This window comes from Paracoccus fistulariae (genome assembly GCF_028553785.1).
Taxonomy (GTDB): Bacteria; Pseudomonadota; Alphaproteobacteria; order Rhodobacterales; family Rhodobacteraceae; genus Paracoccus; species Paracoccus fistulariae.
In genome coordinates, this window is sequence record NZ_CP067136.1 from 1,217,630 (window position 1) to 1,233,935 (window position 16,306).

Annotated in this window: 15 protein-coding genes and 1 riboswitch; of the genes, 9 read left to right on the plus strand and 6 right to left on the minus strand. The window is 63.7% G+C overall.

Going from position 1 to position 16,306, the window contains the following annotated elements:
• Positions 1-37: 37 nt before the first annotated feature.
• From JHX87_RS06040 to JHX87_RS06055, 4 genes are read right to left on the minus strand one after another with little or no spacing between them, the layout of a single operon-like run.
• Entirely contained in the window at positions 38-892 is an 855-nt protein-coding gene (locus tag JHX87_RS06040; RefSeq protein ID WP_271883214.1) for an ATP-binding protein, read from the minus strand.
• Positions 889-1,752, minus strand: coding sequence for a twin-arginine translocase subunit TatC (tatC, locus tag JHX87_RS06045; RefSeq protein ID WP_271883216.1), 864 nt, complete (start codon positions 1,750-1,752; stop codon positions 889-891). The genes JHX87_RS06040 and tatC overlap by 4 nt, the downstream gene beginning before the upstream one ends.
• Position 1,753: 1 nt before the next feature.
• On the minus strand, positions 1,754-2,212 hold the full coding sequence (tatB, locus tag JHX87_RS06050; RefSeq protein ID WP_271883218.1) for a Sec-independent protein translocase protein TatB: 459 nt from the start codon (positions 2,210-2,212) through the stop codon (positions 1,754-1,756).
• A 9-nt stretch (positions 2,213-2,221) separates the two neighbouring features.
• Entirely contained in the window at positions 2,222-2,467 is a 246-nt protein-coding gene (locus tag JHX87_RS06055; RefSeq protein WP_271883220.1) for a twin-arginine translocase TatA/TatE family subunit, read from the minus strand.
• 281 nt (positions 2,468-2,748) lie between these two features.
• Here JHX87_RS06055 and JHX87_RS06060 point away from each other — a divergent pair, with 281 nt between their 5' ends.
• From JHX87_RS06060 to JHX87_RS06090, 7 genes are all read left to right on the plus strand, one after another.
• Positions 2,749-3,318, plus strand: coding sequence for a retropepsin-like aspartic protease family protein (locus JHX87_RS06060; RefSeq protein WP_271883222.1), 570 nt, complete (start codon positions 2,749-2,751; stop codon positions 3,316-3,318).
• Positions 3,319-3,357: 39 nt separating this feature from the next.
• Positions 3,358-3,460, plus strand: a riboswitch (TPP riboswitch).
• A 55-nt stretch (positions 3,461-3,515) separates the two neighbouring features.
• Positions 3,516-4,319, plus strand: a complete 804-nt coding sequence (gene thiD, locus JHX87_RS06065; protein ID WP_271883224.1) for a bifunctional hydroxymethylpyrimidine kinase/phosphomethylpyrimidine kinase — start codon at positions 3,516-3,518, stop codon at positions 4,317-4,319.
• The gene (locus tag JHX87_RS06070; RefSeq protein WP_271883226.1) at positions 4,316-5,299 is read left to right on the plus strand and encodes an FAD-dependent oxidoreductase; all 984 of its coding nucleotides are present in this window, start codon (positions 4,316-4,318) and stop codon (positions 5,297-5,299) included. Before thiD ends, JHX87_RS06070 begins: the two co-directional genes overlap by 4 nt.
• Entirely contained in the window at positions 5,277-5,474 is a 198-nt protein-coding gene (thiS, locus tag JHX87_RS06075) for a sulfur carrier protein ThiS (protein WP_271883228.1), read from the plus strand. Before JHX87_RS06070 ends, thiS begins: the two co-directional genes overlap by 23 nt.
• A 1-nt stretch (position 5,475) precedes the next feature.
• The gene (locus tag JHX87_RS06080; RefSeq protein ID WP_271883230.1) at positions 5,476-6,246 is read left to right on the plus strand and encodes a thiazole synthase; all 771 of its coding nucleotides are present in this window, start codon (positions 5,476-5,478) and stop codon (positions 6,244-6,246) included.
• On the plus strand, positions 6,243-6,839 hold the full coding sequence (locus tag JHX87_RS06085; RefSeq protein WP_271883472.1) for a thiamine phosphate synthase: 597 nt from the start codon (positions 6,243-6,245) through the stop codon (positions 6,837-6,839). Before JHX87_RS06080 ends, JHX87_RS06085 begins: the two co-directional genes overlap by 4 nt.
• Complete coding sequence (locus JHX87_RS06090) at positions 6,836-7,789, plus strand: HesA/MoeB/ThiF family protein (RefSeq protein WP_271883231.1); 954 nt, start codon at positions 6,836-6,838, stop codon at positions 7,787-7,789. The genes JHX87_RS06085 and JHX87_RS06090 overlap by 4 nt, the downstream gene beginning before the upstream one ends.
• On the opposite strand, the gene JHX87_RS06095 is transcribed toward JHX87_RS06090, so the two are convergent.
• Both JHX87_RS06095 and JHX87_RS06100 read right to left on the minus strand, forming a co-directional pair.
• Positions 7,786-9,210, minus strand: a complete 1,425-nt coding sequence (locus JHX87_RS06095) for an alkaline phosphatase D family protein (RefSeq protein WP_271883232.1) — start codon at positions 9,208-9,210, stop codon at positions 7,786-7,788. The two genes, JHX87_RS06090 and JHX87_RS06095, sit on opposite strands and share 4 nt — an antisense overlap.
• 140 nt (positions 9,211-9,350) lie before the next feature.
• On the minus strand, positions 9,351-12,785 hold the full coding sequence (locus JHX87_RS06100) for a pyruvate carboxylase (protein WP_271883233.1): 3,435 nt from the start codon (positions 12,783-12,785) through the stop codon (positions 9,351-9,353).
• 259 nt (positions 12,786-13,044) lie between these two features.
• Between JHX87_RS06100 and uvrA the strand changes: the two genes are divergently transcribed.
• Together uvrA and JHX87_RS06110 are read left to right on the plus strand one after the other, a co-directional pair.
• The gene (gene uvrA, locus JHX87_RS06105) at positions 13,045-15,903 is read left to right on the plus strand and encodes an excinuclease ABC subunit UvrA (protein WP_271883234.1); all 2,859 of its coding nucleotides are present in this window, start codon (positions 13,045-13,047) and stop codon (positions 15,901-15,903) included.
• A gap of 33 nt (positions 15,904-15,936) precedes the next feature.
• Entirely contained in the window at positions 15,937-16,302 is a 366-nt protein-coding gene (locus JHX87_RS06110) for a DUF4260 domain-containing protein (RefSeq protein ID WP_271883235.1), read from the plus strand.
• Positions 16,303-16,306 lie beyond the last annotated feature (4 nt).

Sequence of the window (16,306 nt, forward strand, 5' to 3'; positions counted from 1 at the left end):
GAAATTCCGCCCATTTCCGATAATTTAAGTTAATTTTTCAGACCGAGACGCCCTGCCGTCCCGCCAGATCGGTAAAGAACTGCCAGGCAACGCGGCCAGAACGACCGCCACGGGTCGCCTGCCATTCAATCGCCTCGGCCCGCAGTTTTTCACCTGCAATTTCAAGTCCATAGGCATCGCAATAGCCCGCGACCATGGCCAGATATTCGTCCTGCGAACAGCTGTGAAAGCCCAGCCAAAGCCCGAACCTGTCCGATAGCGAGACCTTTTCCTCGACCGCTTCGCCGGGATGGATCGCGGTCGAGCGTTCGTTCTCGATCATGTCGCGCGGCATCAGATGACGGCGGTTCGAGGTCGCATAGAGAATCACATTGGCAGGCCGACCGCTGATGCCGCCATCCAGCACCGCCTTGAGCGATTTATACTGCGTGTCGTCATGGCTGAACGAAAGATCATCCGAAAACAGCAGGAAACGCCGGTCCGCAGCGCGGCCCAGAATTGCCAGAAGCCGTCCGACGCTATCCAGATCCTCGCGCGCGATTTCCACCAGAACAAGCGGCAGGCCCTGCGCCACGGCCTCGGCATGAACCGCCTTCACCAATGAGGATTTTCCCATCCCGCGCGCGCCCCAGAGAAGCGCGTTATTGGCGCCGTAACCGCGGGCGAATTGCAGCGTATTGGCCAGCAGCGTGTCCTTGGCCCGGTCAATGCCGATCAACTGCGCAAGATCCACCCGCGCCACCGTTTCGACCGGCTCAAGGCGGTCGGGATCGGGGTGCCAGACATAGGCCTCGGCCTCTGTGAACCGGGGAAGCGGCGCGGGCGCGGGCGCAAGCCGTTCAAGCGCGGCTGCGATCCGCTCCAATGGCGCGCTCAGGTCTGACGGGTTCATGCCTGACCTTCGTCCTCATCCTCGACCCAGGTGCCCGCTGCGCGCATCTCGGCCTCGCGGCGCTTTTCGATGCGGCGGATCAGGTGGATCGAGACTTCGTAAAGCGCGAAAACCACCGTGAACAGGATGATCTGGGAGATCACGTCCGGCGGGGTCGCGACCGCGGCCAGCGCCAGGATCGCCACCACCGCATAACGACGCACCGAGGCCAGACCGTTCGCCGAAACCAGCCCCGCCTTGCCCATCAGCGTCAGCAGCACCGGCAATTGAAAGCTGAGCCCGAAGGCCAGGATGAACTTGATCGTCAGGCTCAGATATTCCTGCATCGAGCCCTGGAAGGCGATGCCCGCCACGCTGTCGGTGGTTGTCACCTCATCCGTCGTCGCCACCACCGGGGCCTGCTGGAAGCTGAGGAAGAAGTCATAAGCCATTGGCAGGATGATGTAATAGGCGAATGTCGCGCCAAGCGCGAACATCAGGGGCGAGGCCAGCAGGAAGGGCAGAAAGGCCGCCTTTTCGGACCGGTACAGGCCGGGCGCGACAAAGCGCCAAAGCTGGTGGGCGATGACCGGAAAGGACAGCGCGAAGCCGCCGAAGAAAGAAATGTTGATGGCGGTAAAGAAGCCCTCTTGCAGCTTGATGATCTGCAACTGGCAATTCTGGCCTCGCGCCTCAAGCGCAGCACAGATCGGCTGCGTCAGGATGTTATAGATCGGCTGCCAGACGGTGTAGCACAGCACCATGGCGACGATGAACGCCGCCAGCGACCACATGATCCGCGTCCGCAGCTCGGCCAGATGCTCGATCAGCGGGGCCGAGCTGTCGTCAAGCTCATCATCCTGGAGGGGCGTAGAGGCCAATTCAGTTGTCTTTCCTGTCACTGCGCCGCACGGCATGCAGCCTGCGCGATCCCGGCTGCGCGGCGACCTGCGCCTGCGCCTCCGGCTGCGGATCTGCGGGCGGCGGCGGGGCGTCGGTCGCGCGCTGCGGCGCATTCGGATCGACCGGAGCGTTGCTGCGCGACGTGGGAATCTTCGGATCCCATTTCTCGAACTTGTCGGCCGCGCGATCCAGCGCATCCAGACCCAGGGATTTCTTCGATGTCAGCGATTTGACATCGTTCAGCGTCTTGGCCGCCTCATCCAGGCCGGATCCGCGCGCCGCCTCGTCCATGGCCGAGGTAAATTCGCGCGCCATGCCGCGCGCCTTGGCCGTGAACCGGCCCAGCGAGTGGAACAGATGGGGCAGATCCTTTGGACCGACAACGATCAGCGCGACCACGCCAATCAGCAAAAGCTCGGTCCAGCCGATGTCGAACATGCTGTGGCCTTAGCTGCGGTCGGTGGTCTGATCGGTGGTATGCGGCGTCACGTCACGGGCTTTCTCGCCCGGCACCTCACCGGTCGTGTCTGCCGCCTTTTCGATTTCGTTATTGCTGTCATTCACGCCCTTCTTGAAGGCGGTAATGCCCTTTCCAACCTCGCCCATCAGCGACGACACCTTGCCCCGGCCAAACAGGACAAGAACGACGACCGCGATCAGAAGAAGGCCGGGAAGGCCGATATTGTTGAACATGGTAAGCTCCCTCTTCGGGCGGTTCAGGACGCCCGCGGTTGCAGGTTTATGCGCTCATACCGGCAATTGCAAAGCTCTATTACGTGATCTTTCCGACAGCATTTGCCCGCGATTGCCACGCCCTTGCGTCATCTGATCCCGAAGGCATGCCGCATCCGCCTGTCAGGATCAAAACCGCGACAATTATAGCCTGTTTTCGGCGGGCAGTCATGGACAAGCGGGGTTTTGCTGTTCATTTTCGGCGCGCCAGACATGTTTCAGCCAGTATCAGGATCACAGCGATGCCCACCGATGACACGATGCAGCTTGTCTATTATGCGCTGCTGCTGGTCGTGATCGGCGGCGCCCTGCTGTTCGAGCTGTCGGGCCGCGGCAGCAAGGCGCGGCGGCAACTGGCGCTGTGGGTGGTGATCTTCGCCGGTGTCACGCTGGTGGCGAAGATGTGGGACGATGGCGGCATGTCGCGACAGCAGGTGCTGGCCGATGGCCGAATCGAGATCCCGGCCGGGCGCGACGGGCATTTCCGGCTTGACGCGCAGGTCAATGGCGAGACGATCCGTTTCATGGTCGATACCGGCGCCTCGACCATCGCGCTTGGGCCCGATGACGCCCGCAGGGTCGGGATCGACCCCGACGATCTGGCCTATATCGGCTCTGCCCTGACCGCGAATGGCGAGGTGCAGACCGCGCCCGTGACCCTGGAAGAGCTGGCCATCGGCGATATCGTCGACCGCAATGTCAGGGCCTGGGTGATCGGTGGCGATCTGGACGGATCGCTTCTGGGCATGTCCTATCTGCGCACCTTCGCCCGTGTCAGCTTTGAAGGCGACAGGCTGATACTGGAACGATAAGTTCACCTTGCACCCCCCTGATGCTGCGGATAGTGTCTGGCCATTCCGTTGGGGTGCCCCGTTCCGGGGCTGAGAGGCATCGCGCCGACCCATCGAACCTGATCCGGGCAATGCCGGCGTAGGGAACGGAGATTGGCCTTGCCCGAAACGGCGCGCTTTCACCCTGCCCTTACGTCACCTGCCCAAGCGGAGGACGTATGCGCGGCACGGCAAGGCTTTTGATCATCGCAGGATCCGACAGCGGCGGCGGTGCGGGCATTCAGGCCGATCTGAAGACCGCCTCGGCGCGCGGGGTCTATGCCAGCACGGCGATCACCGCGATCACGGCCCAGAATACGCAGGCCGTGCAGGCGGTCGAACTGCTGTCGCCCGCGCTTGTGCAGGCGCAGATCCGCGCGGTTTTGCAGGATATCGGCACCGATGCCATCAAGATCGGCATGCTGGGCTCTGCCCCCATCGCGCAGGGTGTCGCGCAACTGCTGTCGGAACAGGACATCCCCGTGGTGCTGGACCCGGTGATGATCGCAAAATCCGGCGACGCGCTGCTGGACCCGGATGCGGTCGCGGTCCTGCGCGGGCAATTGCTGGGTCAGGCGACGTTGCTGACGCCGAACCTGCCCGAGGCCGCCTGCCTGCTGAACGCGCCGGTTGCCAAAACGGCGGAACAGATCCGCGATCAGGGGCGCGCGCTGATGGGCATGGGGGCGCGGGCCGTGCTGATGAAGGGCGGACATGCGGCGGGGCCGGTCTGCACCGACTGGCTGCTGAGCGCCGATGGCGTGCAGGCCTTCGAGGCGCCACGGATCGACAGCCCCAACACCCATGGGACGGGCTGTTCGCTGTCATCGGCCATCGCCTCGGAACTGGCCAAGGGGCGCGGGCTGGTGCAGGCGGTGGCAGCGGCCCATGGCTGGCTGCAGGGCGCGATCCGGGCGGCGGACCGGCTGCAGATCGGTCAGGGGCATGGCCCGGTGCATCATTTTCACGAGATCTGGGCATGAGCCAGCTATTCTCGGTCCTGGGCGCGGGGGTCGCCGGTCTGACCGTCGCCGCCGAACTGGTCCATCGCGGTGCCCATGTGGAGGTGATTGACCCGGCAGGCGGACCGGGCGCGCATGGCTGTTCCTGGTGGGCGGGCGGCATGCTGGCCCCCTTCTGTGAAGGCGAAACGGCCGAGGAACCGGTGACGCGGCTGGGCCAGCAGGCCGCGACATGGTGGGAAAGCGTAGGCGCACAGGTCACGCGGCGCGGGTCGCTGGTGCTGACCCTGGGACGGGACCGGGCCGAGCTTGACCGCTTTGCCCGGCGCACCTCTGGCCATAGCTGGCTGAACAGCGATTGCCTGTCCGAGATTGAACCGACGCTGGCCCATCGCTTTGACCGCAGCCTGTTCTTCGACACCGAAGCCCATATCGATCCGCGCCAGGCCCTGACCGCCCTGCAGGACGGTCTGTCACGGGCGGGGGTCAAGGTCGGTCACGCCGCGCCGCGCGGGCGGATCATCGATTGCCGGGGTCTGGCCGCGGCCGATCACCTGCCAGACCTGCGCGGCGTCCGTGGCGAGATGGCGCTGCTTCACGCGCCCGAGGTGCAGATCAGCCGCCCGGTCCGCCTGCTGCACCCGCGCCATCCGATCTATGTCGTGCCGCGCGGCGACGGCGTCTACATGCTGGGCGCGACCCAGATCGAAAGCCAGGATCGCGGCCCGGCGCGGCTGCGATCGGTCGTGGAACTGCTGAACGCCGCCTATGCGCTGGACCCGGCCTTTGCCGAGGCGCAGGTGCTGGAACTGGGCGCGGATGCCCGCCCGGCCTTCCCCGACAACCTGCCCCATATCCGTCGAAAAGATGGAAGATTATTTGTCAATGGATTGTTCCGGCACGGATTTCTGCTTGCGCCAGCCGTGGCGCAGATGGTCGCAAATCTGCTGCTGGATCACGAAAAACCCGAGGTAATGGATGAAGATCACGGTGAATGGTGAACCGAAGGAGATCGCGGCAAGCGCCCTTGCCGACGCGCTGGCCGAGCTTGGCTATGCCGGCGCCCGCATCGCAACGGCGGTCAATGAAACTTTCGTACCTGCAGCATCACGCGGCGACACGATCCTGACCGAGGGCGACCGGATCGAGGTTCTTGCCCCGATGCAGGGGGGCTGAGATGCCGGTCTTCTATGACACCGAGATCGCCTCCCGGCTGATGCTGGGCACGGCGCAATACCCCTCGCCCCGGATCATGGCGGATGCCTTTCGCCAATCCGGTGCAGGCGTCGCCACCGTCTCCTTGCGCCGCGAAGGTGCGGGCGGTGCGGGGGATGGGTTCTGGCAGATGATCCGCGATCTGGGCGTGGCCGTCCTGCCCAATACCGCAGGCTGCCACAGCGTGCGAGAGGCCGTCACCACCGCCCATATGGCGCGCGAGGTCTTTGCCACCGACTGGATCAAGCTTGAGGTGATCGGCCATCCCGACAGGCTGAACCCCGACCCTTTCGGTCTGGTCGAGGCCGCACGGATCCTGACCGGCGACGGGTTCAAGGTCTTTCCCTATATGACCGAGGATTGCGTGCTGGCGGAACGGCTGTTGGATGCGGGCTGCCGGGTACTGATGCCCTGGGGCGCGCCCATCGGAACCGGGCTTGGCCTGAACAACCCTTACGGGTTGCGCATCCTGCGGGCGCAGTTCCCCGAGATTCCGATGGTGATCGACGCGGGCATCGGCCTGCCCAGCCACGCCGCTGCCGCATTGGAAATGGGGTTTGACGCCGTGCTGCTGAACACCGCCGTCGCCAAGGCCGGCGATCCTGTCGCCATGGCCACCGCCTTTGCCCGCGCCATCGAGGCTGGCGCATTGGCCCATGCCGCCGATCCGATGCCCGCGCGGGACATGGCCCGGCCCTCGACCCCGGTCATCGGTCTGGCAGAGCTTGCCTGATGCTGGATCGCTTCTATCCGATCTTCGATCACCCCGACTGGCTGCGCCGCGCCCTGCCTCTGGGCGTGAAACTGGTGCAGATGCGGATCAAGGACAGCCCGACGCATGAACTTCGCAGCATGATCCAGACCAGCCAGCAGCTGTGCCGCGCGGCCGGGGCGACGCTGGTGATCAACGATCACTGGCAACTGGCCATCGATCTGGGCTGCGACTGGTTGCATCTGGGGCAAGAGGATCTGGACGACGCCGATCTTGGCGCCATCCGGCGCGCCGGGCTGCGGCTTGGCGTCTCGACCCATGACCATGCCGAACTGGACCGCGCGCTTTGCCTGTCGCCGGATTACGTGGCGCTTGGCCCGGTCTGGCCGACGATCCTGAAAAAGATGAAATGGCACCAGCAGGGCCTGGGGCGGCTGCGTGAATGGCGCAGGCTGACCGGCAATATTCCGCTGGTTGCCATCGGCGGGCTGTCGGTTGCGCGCGCGCCGCTGGCATTCGGCGCGGGGGCGGATATCGTTTCCGTCGTCACTGATATCACCCTGAACGCCGATCCCGAACAGCGGATCCGCGACTGGATCGAGGCCACGCGATGAGCCGCTATGACAGACAGCTTGCCGTCGAGGGCATGAGCCAGTCCGCCCAGAACCGCCTTGCCAGCAGCACGGTTCTGGTCGTCGGCGCGGGGGGATTATCGGCGCCCCTGCTGCCCTATCTGGCCGGGGCCGGGGTCGGGCATATCCGGCTGATCGATCCGGATGTGGTCGAGGAAAGCAACCTGCATCGTCAAACCCTGTTTCGCATGTTCGACCTTGGCCTGCCCAAGGTTCTGGCGGCGGTCGGCGCGCTGAAGGATCTGAACCCGGATTGCCGGATCGAGCCTGTTACCGCGCGGCTTGATCCAAGAAATATCGACGATTTTTCAACTGGTTGCGACCTGATCCTGGACTGCGCCGACAGTTTTGCCGTCAGCTATACCCTGTCCGATCACGCGATGGAGACGGGTCAGGCGCTGATCTCTGCCTCGGCGCTTGGGCGCAGCGGCTATGCGGGCGGTTTCTGCGGGGGCGCGCCCTCGTTGCGGGCGGTCTTCCCCGATCTGCCGGGCCGCGCGGGAAATTGCGCGCAAAGCGGGGTGATCGGCCCGGTGGTGGGCGTGATCGGCTGCCTGCAGGCGGAAATGGCGATTGCCCATCTGACGAGGCTGTCACCCTCGCCCCTTGGCCGCGTGGTCAGCTATGATGCCGGGCGGGGCCGTTTTGGCAGGTTCAGCTTTCACGGCACCCCCGAGCCAGAGGTCACGCACCGCTTTATCAGCCCATCCGACCTGCGCGATTCCGACCTGTTGATCGACCTGCGGACCGCGGATGAAGGCCCGCCGCTGCGGGACCACTTTCTGCGCATGACGGTGGAAGAGGTCGGGCCGAAGCTGAAGCCGATCTGCCGCACGGTGATGTGCTGCCGCTCGGGGTTGCGGGCATGGCAGGCCGCCGAAAGGCTGTCACAATATTGGCGCGGCCCGATCGCCCTGATCGCGACCGGTTAATCCAGCGGCAGGGCCGGTGTGACGCCGCTGTCTTCCAGCGACCATTGCGCGCTCCACCTGCCGGAGCGGCGCTGCAGGGTCAGGAAGTTTCGTTCCGCGATATAGCGATGCTTCTGCCCGGGCAGCGGCTTTATCCGGATCGGATGGCCGGGCAAGGGCGCCTCGCCCAGACCGGCGAACAGGCCCAGAGCACGGGCATAGGCGCGCGGCGGCGCCCGATGCGAAATGCCAGATGCCACAAGCTGGTTCACCAACAGGTCCGACGGTGCCATCTCGGCCCGCGTGGCCAGATGGATCTCTCCTGACACCACCGTCACCGGGCCGCTGTCGCGCAGGCGCAGAACCTCGGTCAGCATGCGGCGCCATTCGGCGCGATGGGCATGGCTTTGCCACTGGTCGCGCAGGTCGTCCTCGTAATGTTGCATGCGCGGAATCGCCATCATCACCGATTCCAGCAGCGACAGGCGTGGCCCCAACAGGGGCACGCTGGACACCATGATCGTGTGCCCGTCCTTGGGCTGCAGCGCCTCGACCGCCTTCCAGCCGGCCGGACCCATGACATTGTTGCGACCGCGCTCGGATCGCAGATCGGGCGCAAAGATGGTCAATCCGGGCAGCTGATACTGCCAGCCCAAATTCTGCCCGGTGGGATCCCAGAACAGATCGGGGATATCGGCCTCGGTCCCGCCATGCTGAAACAGCAGATACATCTGCCGCGCGACGGAAAAGACCGCCTGCCCGACCTGCGATTCGGTCAGCTCGCGCGGCAAGGATCCCCAGCCATCGCAGATGTCGTGATCGTCCCAGATGCACAGCGTGGGGACCGTGGCGAAAATTCCGGCGCAGGCGCTGGCCGACAGCACGCGCATATAGCGCTCGGCAAAGCGGTCCTGCAGATGGCGACGCAGATCGGCCAGCGCCCCGGGGTCGGGATCGTCGGGCGCGTGTTCCGGCCAATCCTCGCTCAGCGGGTGATCCTTGGTCGCCTCATCGGCATAAACCTGATCGCCACCCTGCAACAGCAGCGCAAAGGGCGCCTCGGCGTGATCGCGCGCCAGACGGGACCACATCACGTTGCGCTCATCGCTTTCGCGGTCAAGATCGCCGTTTTCCTCGCCATTGCAGGACACGAAGCCCAGTCGAAGATCGCCGGACAGATCCGTGACCACGGCGTGCCAGTCGTCGCCCAGACGGTAACCGCCCTCTTCCACCGCTAAAACAAAGTCGTAGCGCCAGAAGTTCAGGCCAGAGACAGTCTGGATGCAAGCCGGGAAAACCTGCGCCGACGCGGTCGAGATCTGGGCGGGCGCAGGCAGATCCTGCGACTGGACGATCATCACCGCCAGCCGCATCCCGTCATCGTCATATCCGCGAAAATACAGGATCGGACCGATCCGGTCGATCGTCTGGTGACTGCTCATACTGCCTCGGCTTCTTTTTCTGTCCGGATGACATAGTCAGGATTTCCCGCATTGCCACCGGCGGGGCAGAAACTGCGCGGGATTTGACCTAAAAAGGCAGCCCCGCGTGGGGCTGCCTGTCTGGTGCGGGGGCGTCCGGCCTATTCGATCTCGATCAGCAGATCCTTGGCGTCGATCTGGGCGCCCGGCGTGACATGGACCGCCTTTACCGTGCCGTCGCGGTCGGCATGCAGGCCGGTTTCCATCTTCATCGCCTCGATGGTCAGCAGCAGGTCACCCTGCTTGACCGCCTGCCCCTGCGTGACCGCGACCGAGGCCACCACACCCGGCATCGGCGCACCGATATGGCCGGGATCGGCCGGATCGGCCTTGGCACGGGCGGCCGCGACATTGGTGGCCTTGCGATTGGGCACTCGCACGCTGCGCGGCTGGCCGTTCAGTTCGAAAAAGACCTTGATATCGCCCTGATCGTCGGTTTCGCCCAGCGTTTGCAAGCGGATTTCCAGCGTCTTGCCGGGATCGATCTCGACCGAGATCTCTTGCCCCGGCTCCATCCCGTAAAAGAAGTTGCGGGTCGGCAGGGTGCGGACCGGACCATAGGTCTCGTGCCGCGACATGTAGTCGGTGAAGACCTTGGGATACATCAGATAGCCGTTCAGATCCTCATCATCGACCGGCTTGTCGCCCAGTTCCTTTGACAGGCGCGCCCGCGTCGCCTCAAGGTCCACGGGCTCCAGATGAGCGCCCGGACGATCGGTCATCGGCTCTTCCGACTTCAGGATCTTCTTTTGCAGCGCCTTGGGCCAGCCGCCGGGCGGCTGCCCCAGATTGCCGCGCATCATATCGACCACCGAATCCGGGAAGCTGACATCGACGGCAGGATCGGCCACCTGTTCGGGCGTCAGGTTCTGCGCCACCATCATCAGGGCCATGTCGCCCACGACCTTGGACGAGGGCGTCACCTTCACGATATCGCCGAACATGCGGTTCACATCGGCATAGGCCTGCGCCACCTCGTGCCAGCGATCCTCCAGCCCCATGGACCGCGCCTGCGCCTTGAGATTGGTGAACTGACCGCCCGGCATTTCATGCAGATAGACCTCGGACGCGGGGGCCTGCAGGCCGGATTCGAAGGCGGCATAGTTTTCGCGCACCCGTTCCCAGTAGTTCGAGATCTGGCGGATCGCGCCGATATCCAGCCCGGTATCGCGATCGGTGCCTGCCAGCGCCTCGACCACGCTGCCCATGGTCGGCTGGCTGGTATTGCCCGACAGCGCATCCATGGCGCAATCGACGACATCGACGCCCGCCTCGGTCGCGGCAAGGATGGTGGCGCCGCCCATGCCGCTGGTGTCATGGGTGTGGAAATGGACGGGCAGACCGACCTCTTCTTTCAGCGTGCGGATCAATTGCCGCGCCGCCGGCGGCTTCAGCAGGCCCGCCATGTCTTTCAGGCCCAGAAGATGCGCCCCCGCATCGCGCAATTCGCGCGCCATGCCGACATAGTATTTCAGATCGTATTTGGCCCGGTCCGGGTCCAGCATATCGCCGGTATAGCAGACCGTACCTTCGCAGATCTTTCCGGTCTCCAGCACCGCATCCATGGCGACGCGCATATTCTCGACCCAGTTCAGGCTGTCAAAGACCCGGAACACATCGACGCCGGTCTTTGCCGCCTGATCGACAAAGGACACCACCACATTATCGGGATAATTCGTATAACCCACCCCGTTCGAGGCCCGCAGCAGCATCTGTGTCATCAGGTTCGGCATATGGCTGCGAATATCGCGCAGGCGCTGCCACGGGCATTCCTGCAAAAAGCGATAGGCCACGTCGAAGGTCGCCCCGCCCCAGCATTCCACGCTGAACAGCTGCGGCAGATTGGCGGCATAGCTTGGCGCCACCCGGATCATGTCGATCGAGCGCATGCGCGTGGCCAGCAAGGACTGATGCCCGTCGCGCATGGTCGTGTCGGTAATCAGCAGCTGCTTTTGCTGCGCCAGCCAGTCCACCACGGCCTGCGCGCCTTTTTCCTCCAGCAACTGCCGCGTGCCGGGTGCCGGATCGGCCAAGGGCGTGGGCGGTTCCGGGCGGCGGGCCTGCGCGGGCGGCAGCGTGCGGCCCGCGGTTTCGGGATGGCCGTTGACGGTGATATCGGCCAGATAGGTCAGGATCTTGGTCGCCCGGTCCTGACGCTTCTTGAAGCTGAACAGATCCGGCGTCGTGTCGATGAATTTCGTCGTATAGGTGTCATCCAGAAAAGTCGGGTGTTTCAGCAGGTTGATAACGAAATCGATATTCGTGCTGACACCGCGCACGCGGAATTCGCGCAGCGCGCGGTCCATCCGCTTGATCGCCTGATCCGGGGTTTGCGCCCAGGCGGTGACCTTGACCAGAAGCGAATCGTAATAGCGGGTGATCACCCCGCCCGAATAGGCCGTGCCGCCATCCAGACGGATCCCCATCCCGGTCGCGCTGCGATAGGCGGTGATGCGGCCATAATCGGGGATGAAATTGTTCTGCGGATCCTCGGTCGTGACCCGGCATTGCAGCGCATGGCCGGACAGGGTGATGCCCTGCTGATCGGCAACGCCGGTCGCTTCGGCCAGCGTGGCGCCCTCGGCGATGCGGATCTGGGCCTGCACGATGTCGATGCCGGTCACCTCTTCGGTGACGGTATGTTCCACCTGCACGCGGGGATTGACCTCGATGAAATAGAAATTGCCGGTTTCCATATCCATAAGGAATTCGACGGTACCCGCATTCTGATAGCCGACAGCCTGCCCGATCTTCAGCGCCAGGCCGCAGACTTCGGCGCGCTGTTCCTCGGTCAGATAGGGGGCGGGCGCACGCTCGACCACCTTCTGATTGCGGCGCTGAACGGTGCAATCGCGTTCGTAAAGGTGATAGAGACCGCCATGCGTATCGCCCAGCAACTGAACCTCGACGTGGCGCGCGCGGATGATCATCTTTTCCAGATAACCTTCGCCATTGCCAAAGGCGGCCTCGGCCTCGCGCCGACCTTCGCGGACCTTTTCGACCAGTTCTTCCGGGCCATTGATCGGGCGCATGCCGCGACCGCCGCCACCCCAGCTGGCTTTCAGCATCAGCGGATAGCCGATCTCGGCCGCTTCCACCTTGATGGCCTCGAAATCATCGCCCAGCACCTCGGTCGCCGGAATGACCGGGACGCCTGCCTCGATGGCGACCTTGCGGGCGCTGGCCTTGTCGCCAAGGGCGCGCATGGTTTCCGCGCGCGGGCCAATGAAGGTGATGCCCGCCTTGGCGCAGGCATCCACGAATTCGGGATTTTCCGACAGCAGGCCATAGCCCGGATGGATGGCATCGGCGCCGCTTTCCTTTGCGACCCGGATGATCTCGGGGATCGAGAGATAGGCCGCGACCGGCCCAAGCCCTTCGCCGATACGGTAGGCCTCATCCGCCTTGAAGCGGTGCAGACCCAGCTTATCCTCTTCGGCATAAATGGCGACTGTCTTCTTGCCCAACTCATTGGCCGCGCGCATGACGCGAATGGCGATTTCACCACGGTTGGCGATCAGAATTTTCTGAAACATGCCTGTCTCCCTCGATGTCGCGGGCATGTTAGCGATGCCGCACCGCAGCGCAAGCGTTACCACGACCATTAATTGCGCGGATGCGCCCTGCGCCGCGGTGAAAACCTTACGCAGCGGCAAGACAGTACCCGCCGCGACCGTCACCCAAGGTCGCTTTCTGCGCTGGATATTCGCAATCGTTCGCGTTATGTTCCGGCGTGACGGTTGCGTTTTCCACATTGGTCACTATGTGATGCGCTTACTCGGCAGGGGCAGGCCCATGGAACAGAAGTTCATCGAAGTGCGCGGCGCGCGAGAGCATAATCTGAAAAGCGTGGATATGGATATTCCGCGCGATCAGTTCGTGGTGATCACGGGCCTGTCGGGCAGCGGCAAATCCAGCATGGCCTTTGACACGATCTATGCCGAAGGGCAGCGGCGCTATGTCGAAAGCCTGTCGGCCTATGCCCGGCAATTCCTTGATATGATGGGAAAACCTGACGTCGATCACATCAGCGGACTGTCCCCCGCGATCAGTATCGAACAAAAGACGACGTCAAAGAACCCGCGTTCGACCGTGGGCACGGTGACCGAGATCTATGACTATCTGCGCCTGATCTTTGCCCGTGCGGGCACGCCCTACAGCCCTGCCACCGGCCTGCCGATCGAGGCGCAGCAGGTGCAGGATATGGTCGATCGCATCATGGCGATGGAGGACGGCACCCGCGCCTATCTGCTGGCCCCCATCGTGCGCGATCGCAAGGGCGAATATAAGAAAGAATTCCTGGAACTGCGCAAACAGGGCTTCCAGCGGGTCAAGGTGGACGGCGAGTTTTACGAGCTGGACGAGCCGCCGACGCTGGACAAGAAATTCCGCCATAATATCGATGTGGTTGTCGACCGGATCGTGGTGCGCGAGGGGCTGGAAACCCGTCTGGCCGATTCGCTGCGCACCGCGCTGGATCTGGCCAGCGGCATCGCGATTCTGGAAACAGCCCCGGCCGAGGGCGAGGCCGAACGCATCACGTTCAGCGAAAATTTCGCCTGTCCCGTCAGCGGCTTCACCATCCCCGATATCGAACCCCGGCTGTTTTCCTTCAACGCGCCGCTGGGCGCCTGCCCGGTCTGCGACGGTCTGGGGGCCGAGCTGTTCTTTGACGAACGCCTGATCGTGCCCGACAGCGCGCTCTCCATAGACAAGGGGGCCATCGCGCCCTGGGCCAAGTCGAAATCGGCCTATCTGACCCAGACCATCAATGCGCTGGCCAAGCATTACGGTTTTGACAAGAAGACGCCCTGGAAGGATCTGCCAGAGAAGATCCAGCGCCTGTTCCTCTATGGGTCGGGCGATGAGCAGATCAAGTTCCGTTTCGACGATGCCGGCCGCGTTTACGAGGTCAGCCGCGTCTTTGAAGGCGTGATCCCGAATATGGAGCGTCGCCTGCGCGAAAGCGATTCCGCCTGGGTCCGCGAAGAATTCGAGAAATATCAGAACAACCGCCCCTGCGGCGCCTGCCATGGCTATCGCCTGCGCCCCGAGGCGCTGGCCGTTCGCATCGCCAACCGCCATATCGGTCAGGTCACGGAACTGTCGATCCGCGACGCGCTGGACTGGATCAATGACGCGCCCAGCCACCTGAGCAAGCAAAAGAACGAAATCGCCGCCGCCATCGTCAAGGAAATCCGTGAACGGCTTGGCTTTCTGGTGAATGTCGGGCTGGACTATCTGACGCTGTCGCGCGCGGCCGGCACGCTGTCGGGTGGCGAAAGCCAGCGAATCCGGCTGGCCAGCCAGATCGGCAGCGGGCTGACCGGCGTGCTCTACGTGCTGGACGAACCCTCGATCGGGCTACATCAGCGTGACAATGACCGCCTGCTGACCACGCTGAAGGGCCTGCGCGATCAGGGCAATTCGGTGATCGTGGTCGAACATGACGAAGACGCCATTCGCCATGCCGATTACGTCTTTGACATGGGGCCGGGCGCGGGCGTTCATGGCGGCACCGTGGTGGCCAAGGGCACGCCGCAGGATATCGCCGCCGATCCCGCCAGCCTGACCGGGCAATATCTGGCCGGCACCCGCGAAATCTCGGTCCCGGCTGAGCGTCGCAAGGGGAATGGCAAGAAGGTCGTGGTCGTCGGCGCGACGGGCAATAACCTGAAGGACGTGACCGCCGAATATCCGCTGGGCAGGTTTGTCTGCGTCAGCGGCGTCTCGGGCGGCGGCAAATCGACCCTGACCATCGAAACCCTGTTCAAGACCGCCAGCCTGCGCCTGAACGGTGCCCGCCAGACCCCTGCCCCTTGCGAAACGATCAAGGGGCTGGAGCATCTGGACAAGGTGATCGACATTGACCAGCGCCCCATCGGCCGCACGCCGCGTTCGAATCCCGCGACCTATACCGGCGCCTTCACACCGATCCGCGAATGGTTCGCGGGCCTGCCCGAGGCCAAGACCCGCGGCTACAAGCCCGGTCGTTTCAGCTTCAACGTCAAGGGCGGCCGCTGCGAGGCCTGTCAGGGCGATGGCGTCATCAAGATCGAGATGCATTTCCTGCCCGACGTCTATGTCGAATGCGAAACCTGCAAGGGCAAGCGCTATAACCGCGAGACGCTGGAGGTCCAGTTCAAGGGAAAGAGCATCGCCGATGTGCTGGACATGACGGTCGAGGATGCGCAGCAATTCTTTGCCGCCGTCCCCTCGATCCGCGAAAAGATGGACGCGCTGATGGAGGTGGGCCTTGGCTATATCAAGGTCGGCCAGCAGGCCACGACCCTGTCAGGGGGTGAGGCGCAGCGGGTCAAACTGGCCAAGGAATTGTCGCGCCGCTCGACCGGGCGGACGCTGTATATTCTTGACGAGCCGACCACCGGCCTGCATTTCGAAGACGTGCGCAAGCTGCTGGAGGTGCTGCATTCGCTGGTTGATCAGGGCAATACCGTCGTGGTGATCGAACATAATCTGGACGTCATCAAGACCGCCGACTGGATCATCGATATCGGTCCCGAAGGCGGCGATGGCGGTGGCCGGATCGTGGCGACCGGCACGCCCGAGGATGTGGCACAGGTCGCGGAAAGCCATACCGGCCATTACCTGAAACAGATGCTGAAACCCGCACGGCTGCGCGCCGCAGGCTGAGGCCGTCTGACAACGCCGATGAAAGGGCATTGAATGACCACGAACCGCTGGCAACGTCTGGAAGGGCTGCTGATCTTCGTAGTCTCAATGATCCTGGCGGCTTTCGTGCAGAATGGCTGGCCGATCTGGGTCTGGCCTCTGGCGCTGCTGGCGCCTGATCTGTCGATGCTGGGCTATGTGGCCGGGCCGCGCGTCGGGGCCTTCATCTATAATCTGGGCCATCTGTACTGCTTCGGGATCATTCTGGCGGTGGTCGGGGTGGTGATCGGATATCCCAACCTCATCCCCATCGGCATGATCTGGACCGCCCATGTCGGGATCGACCGCGCCCTGGGCTATGGGCTGAAACATCCGACCGGCTTCCGTGACACCCATCTGGGGCGGATCGGGCGCGACTGACAGC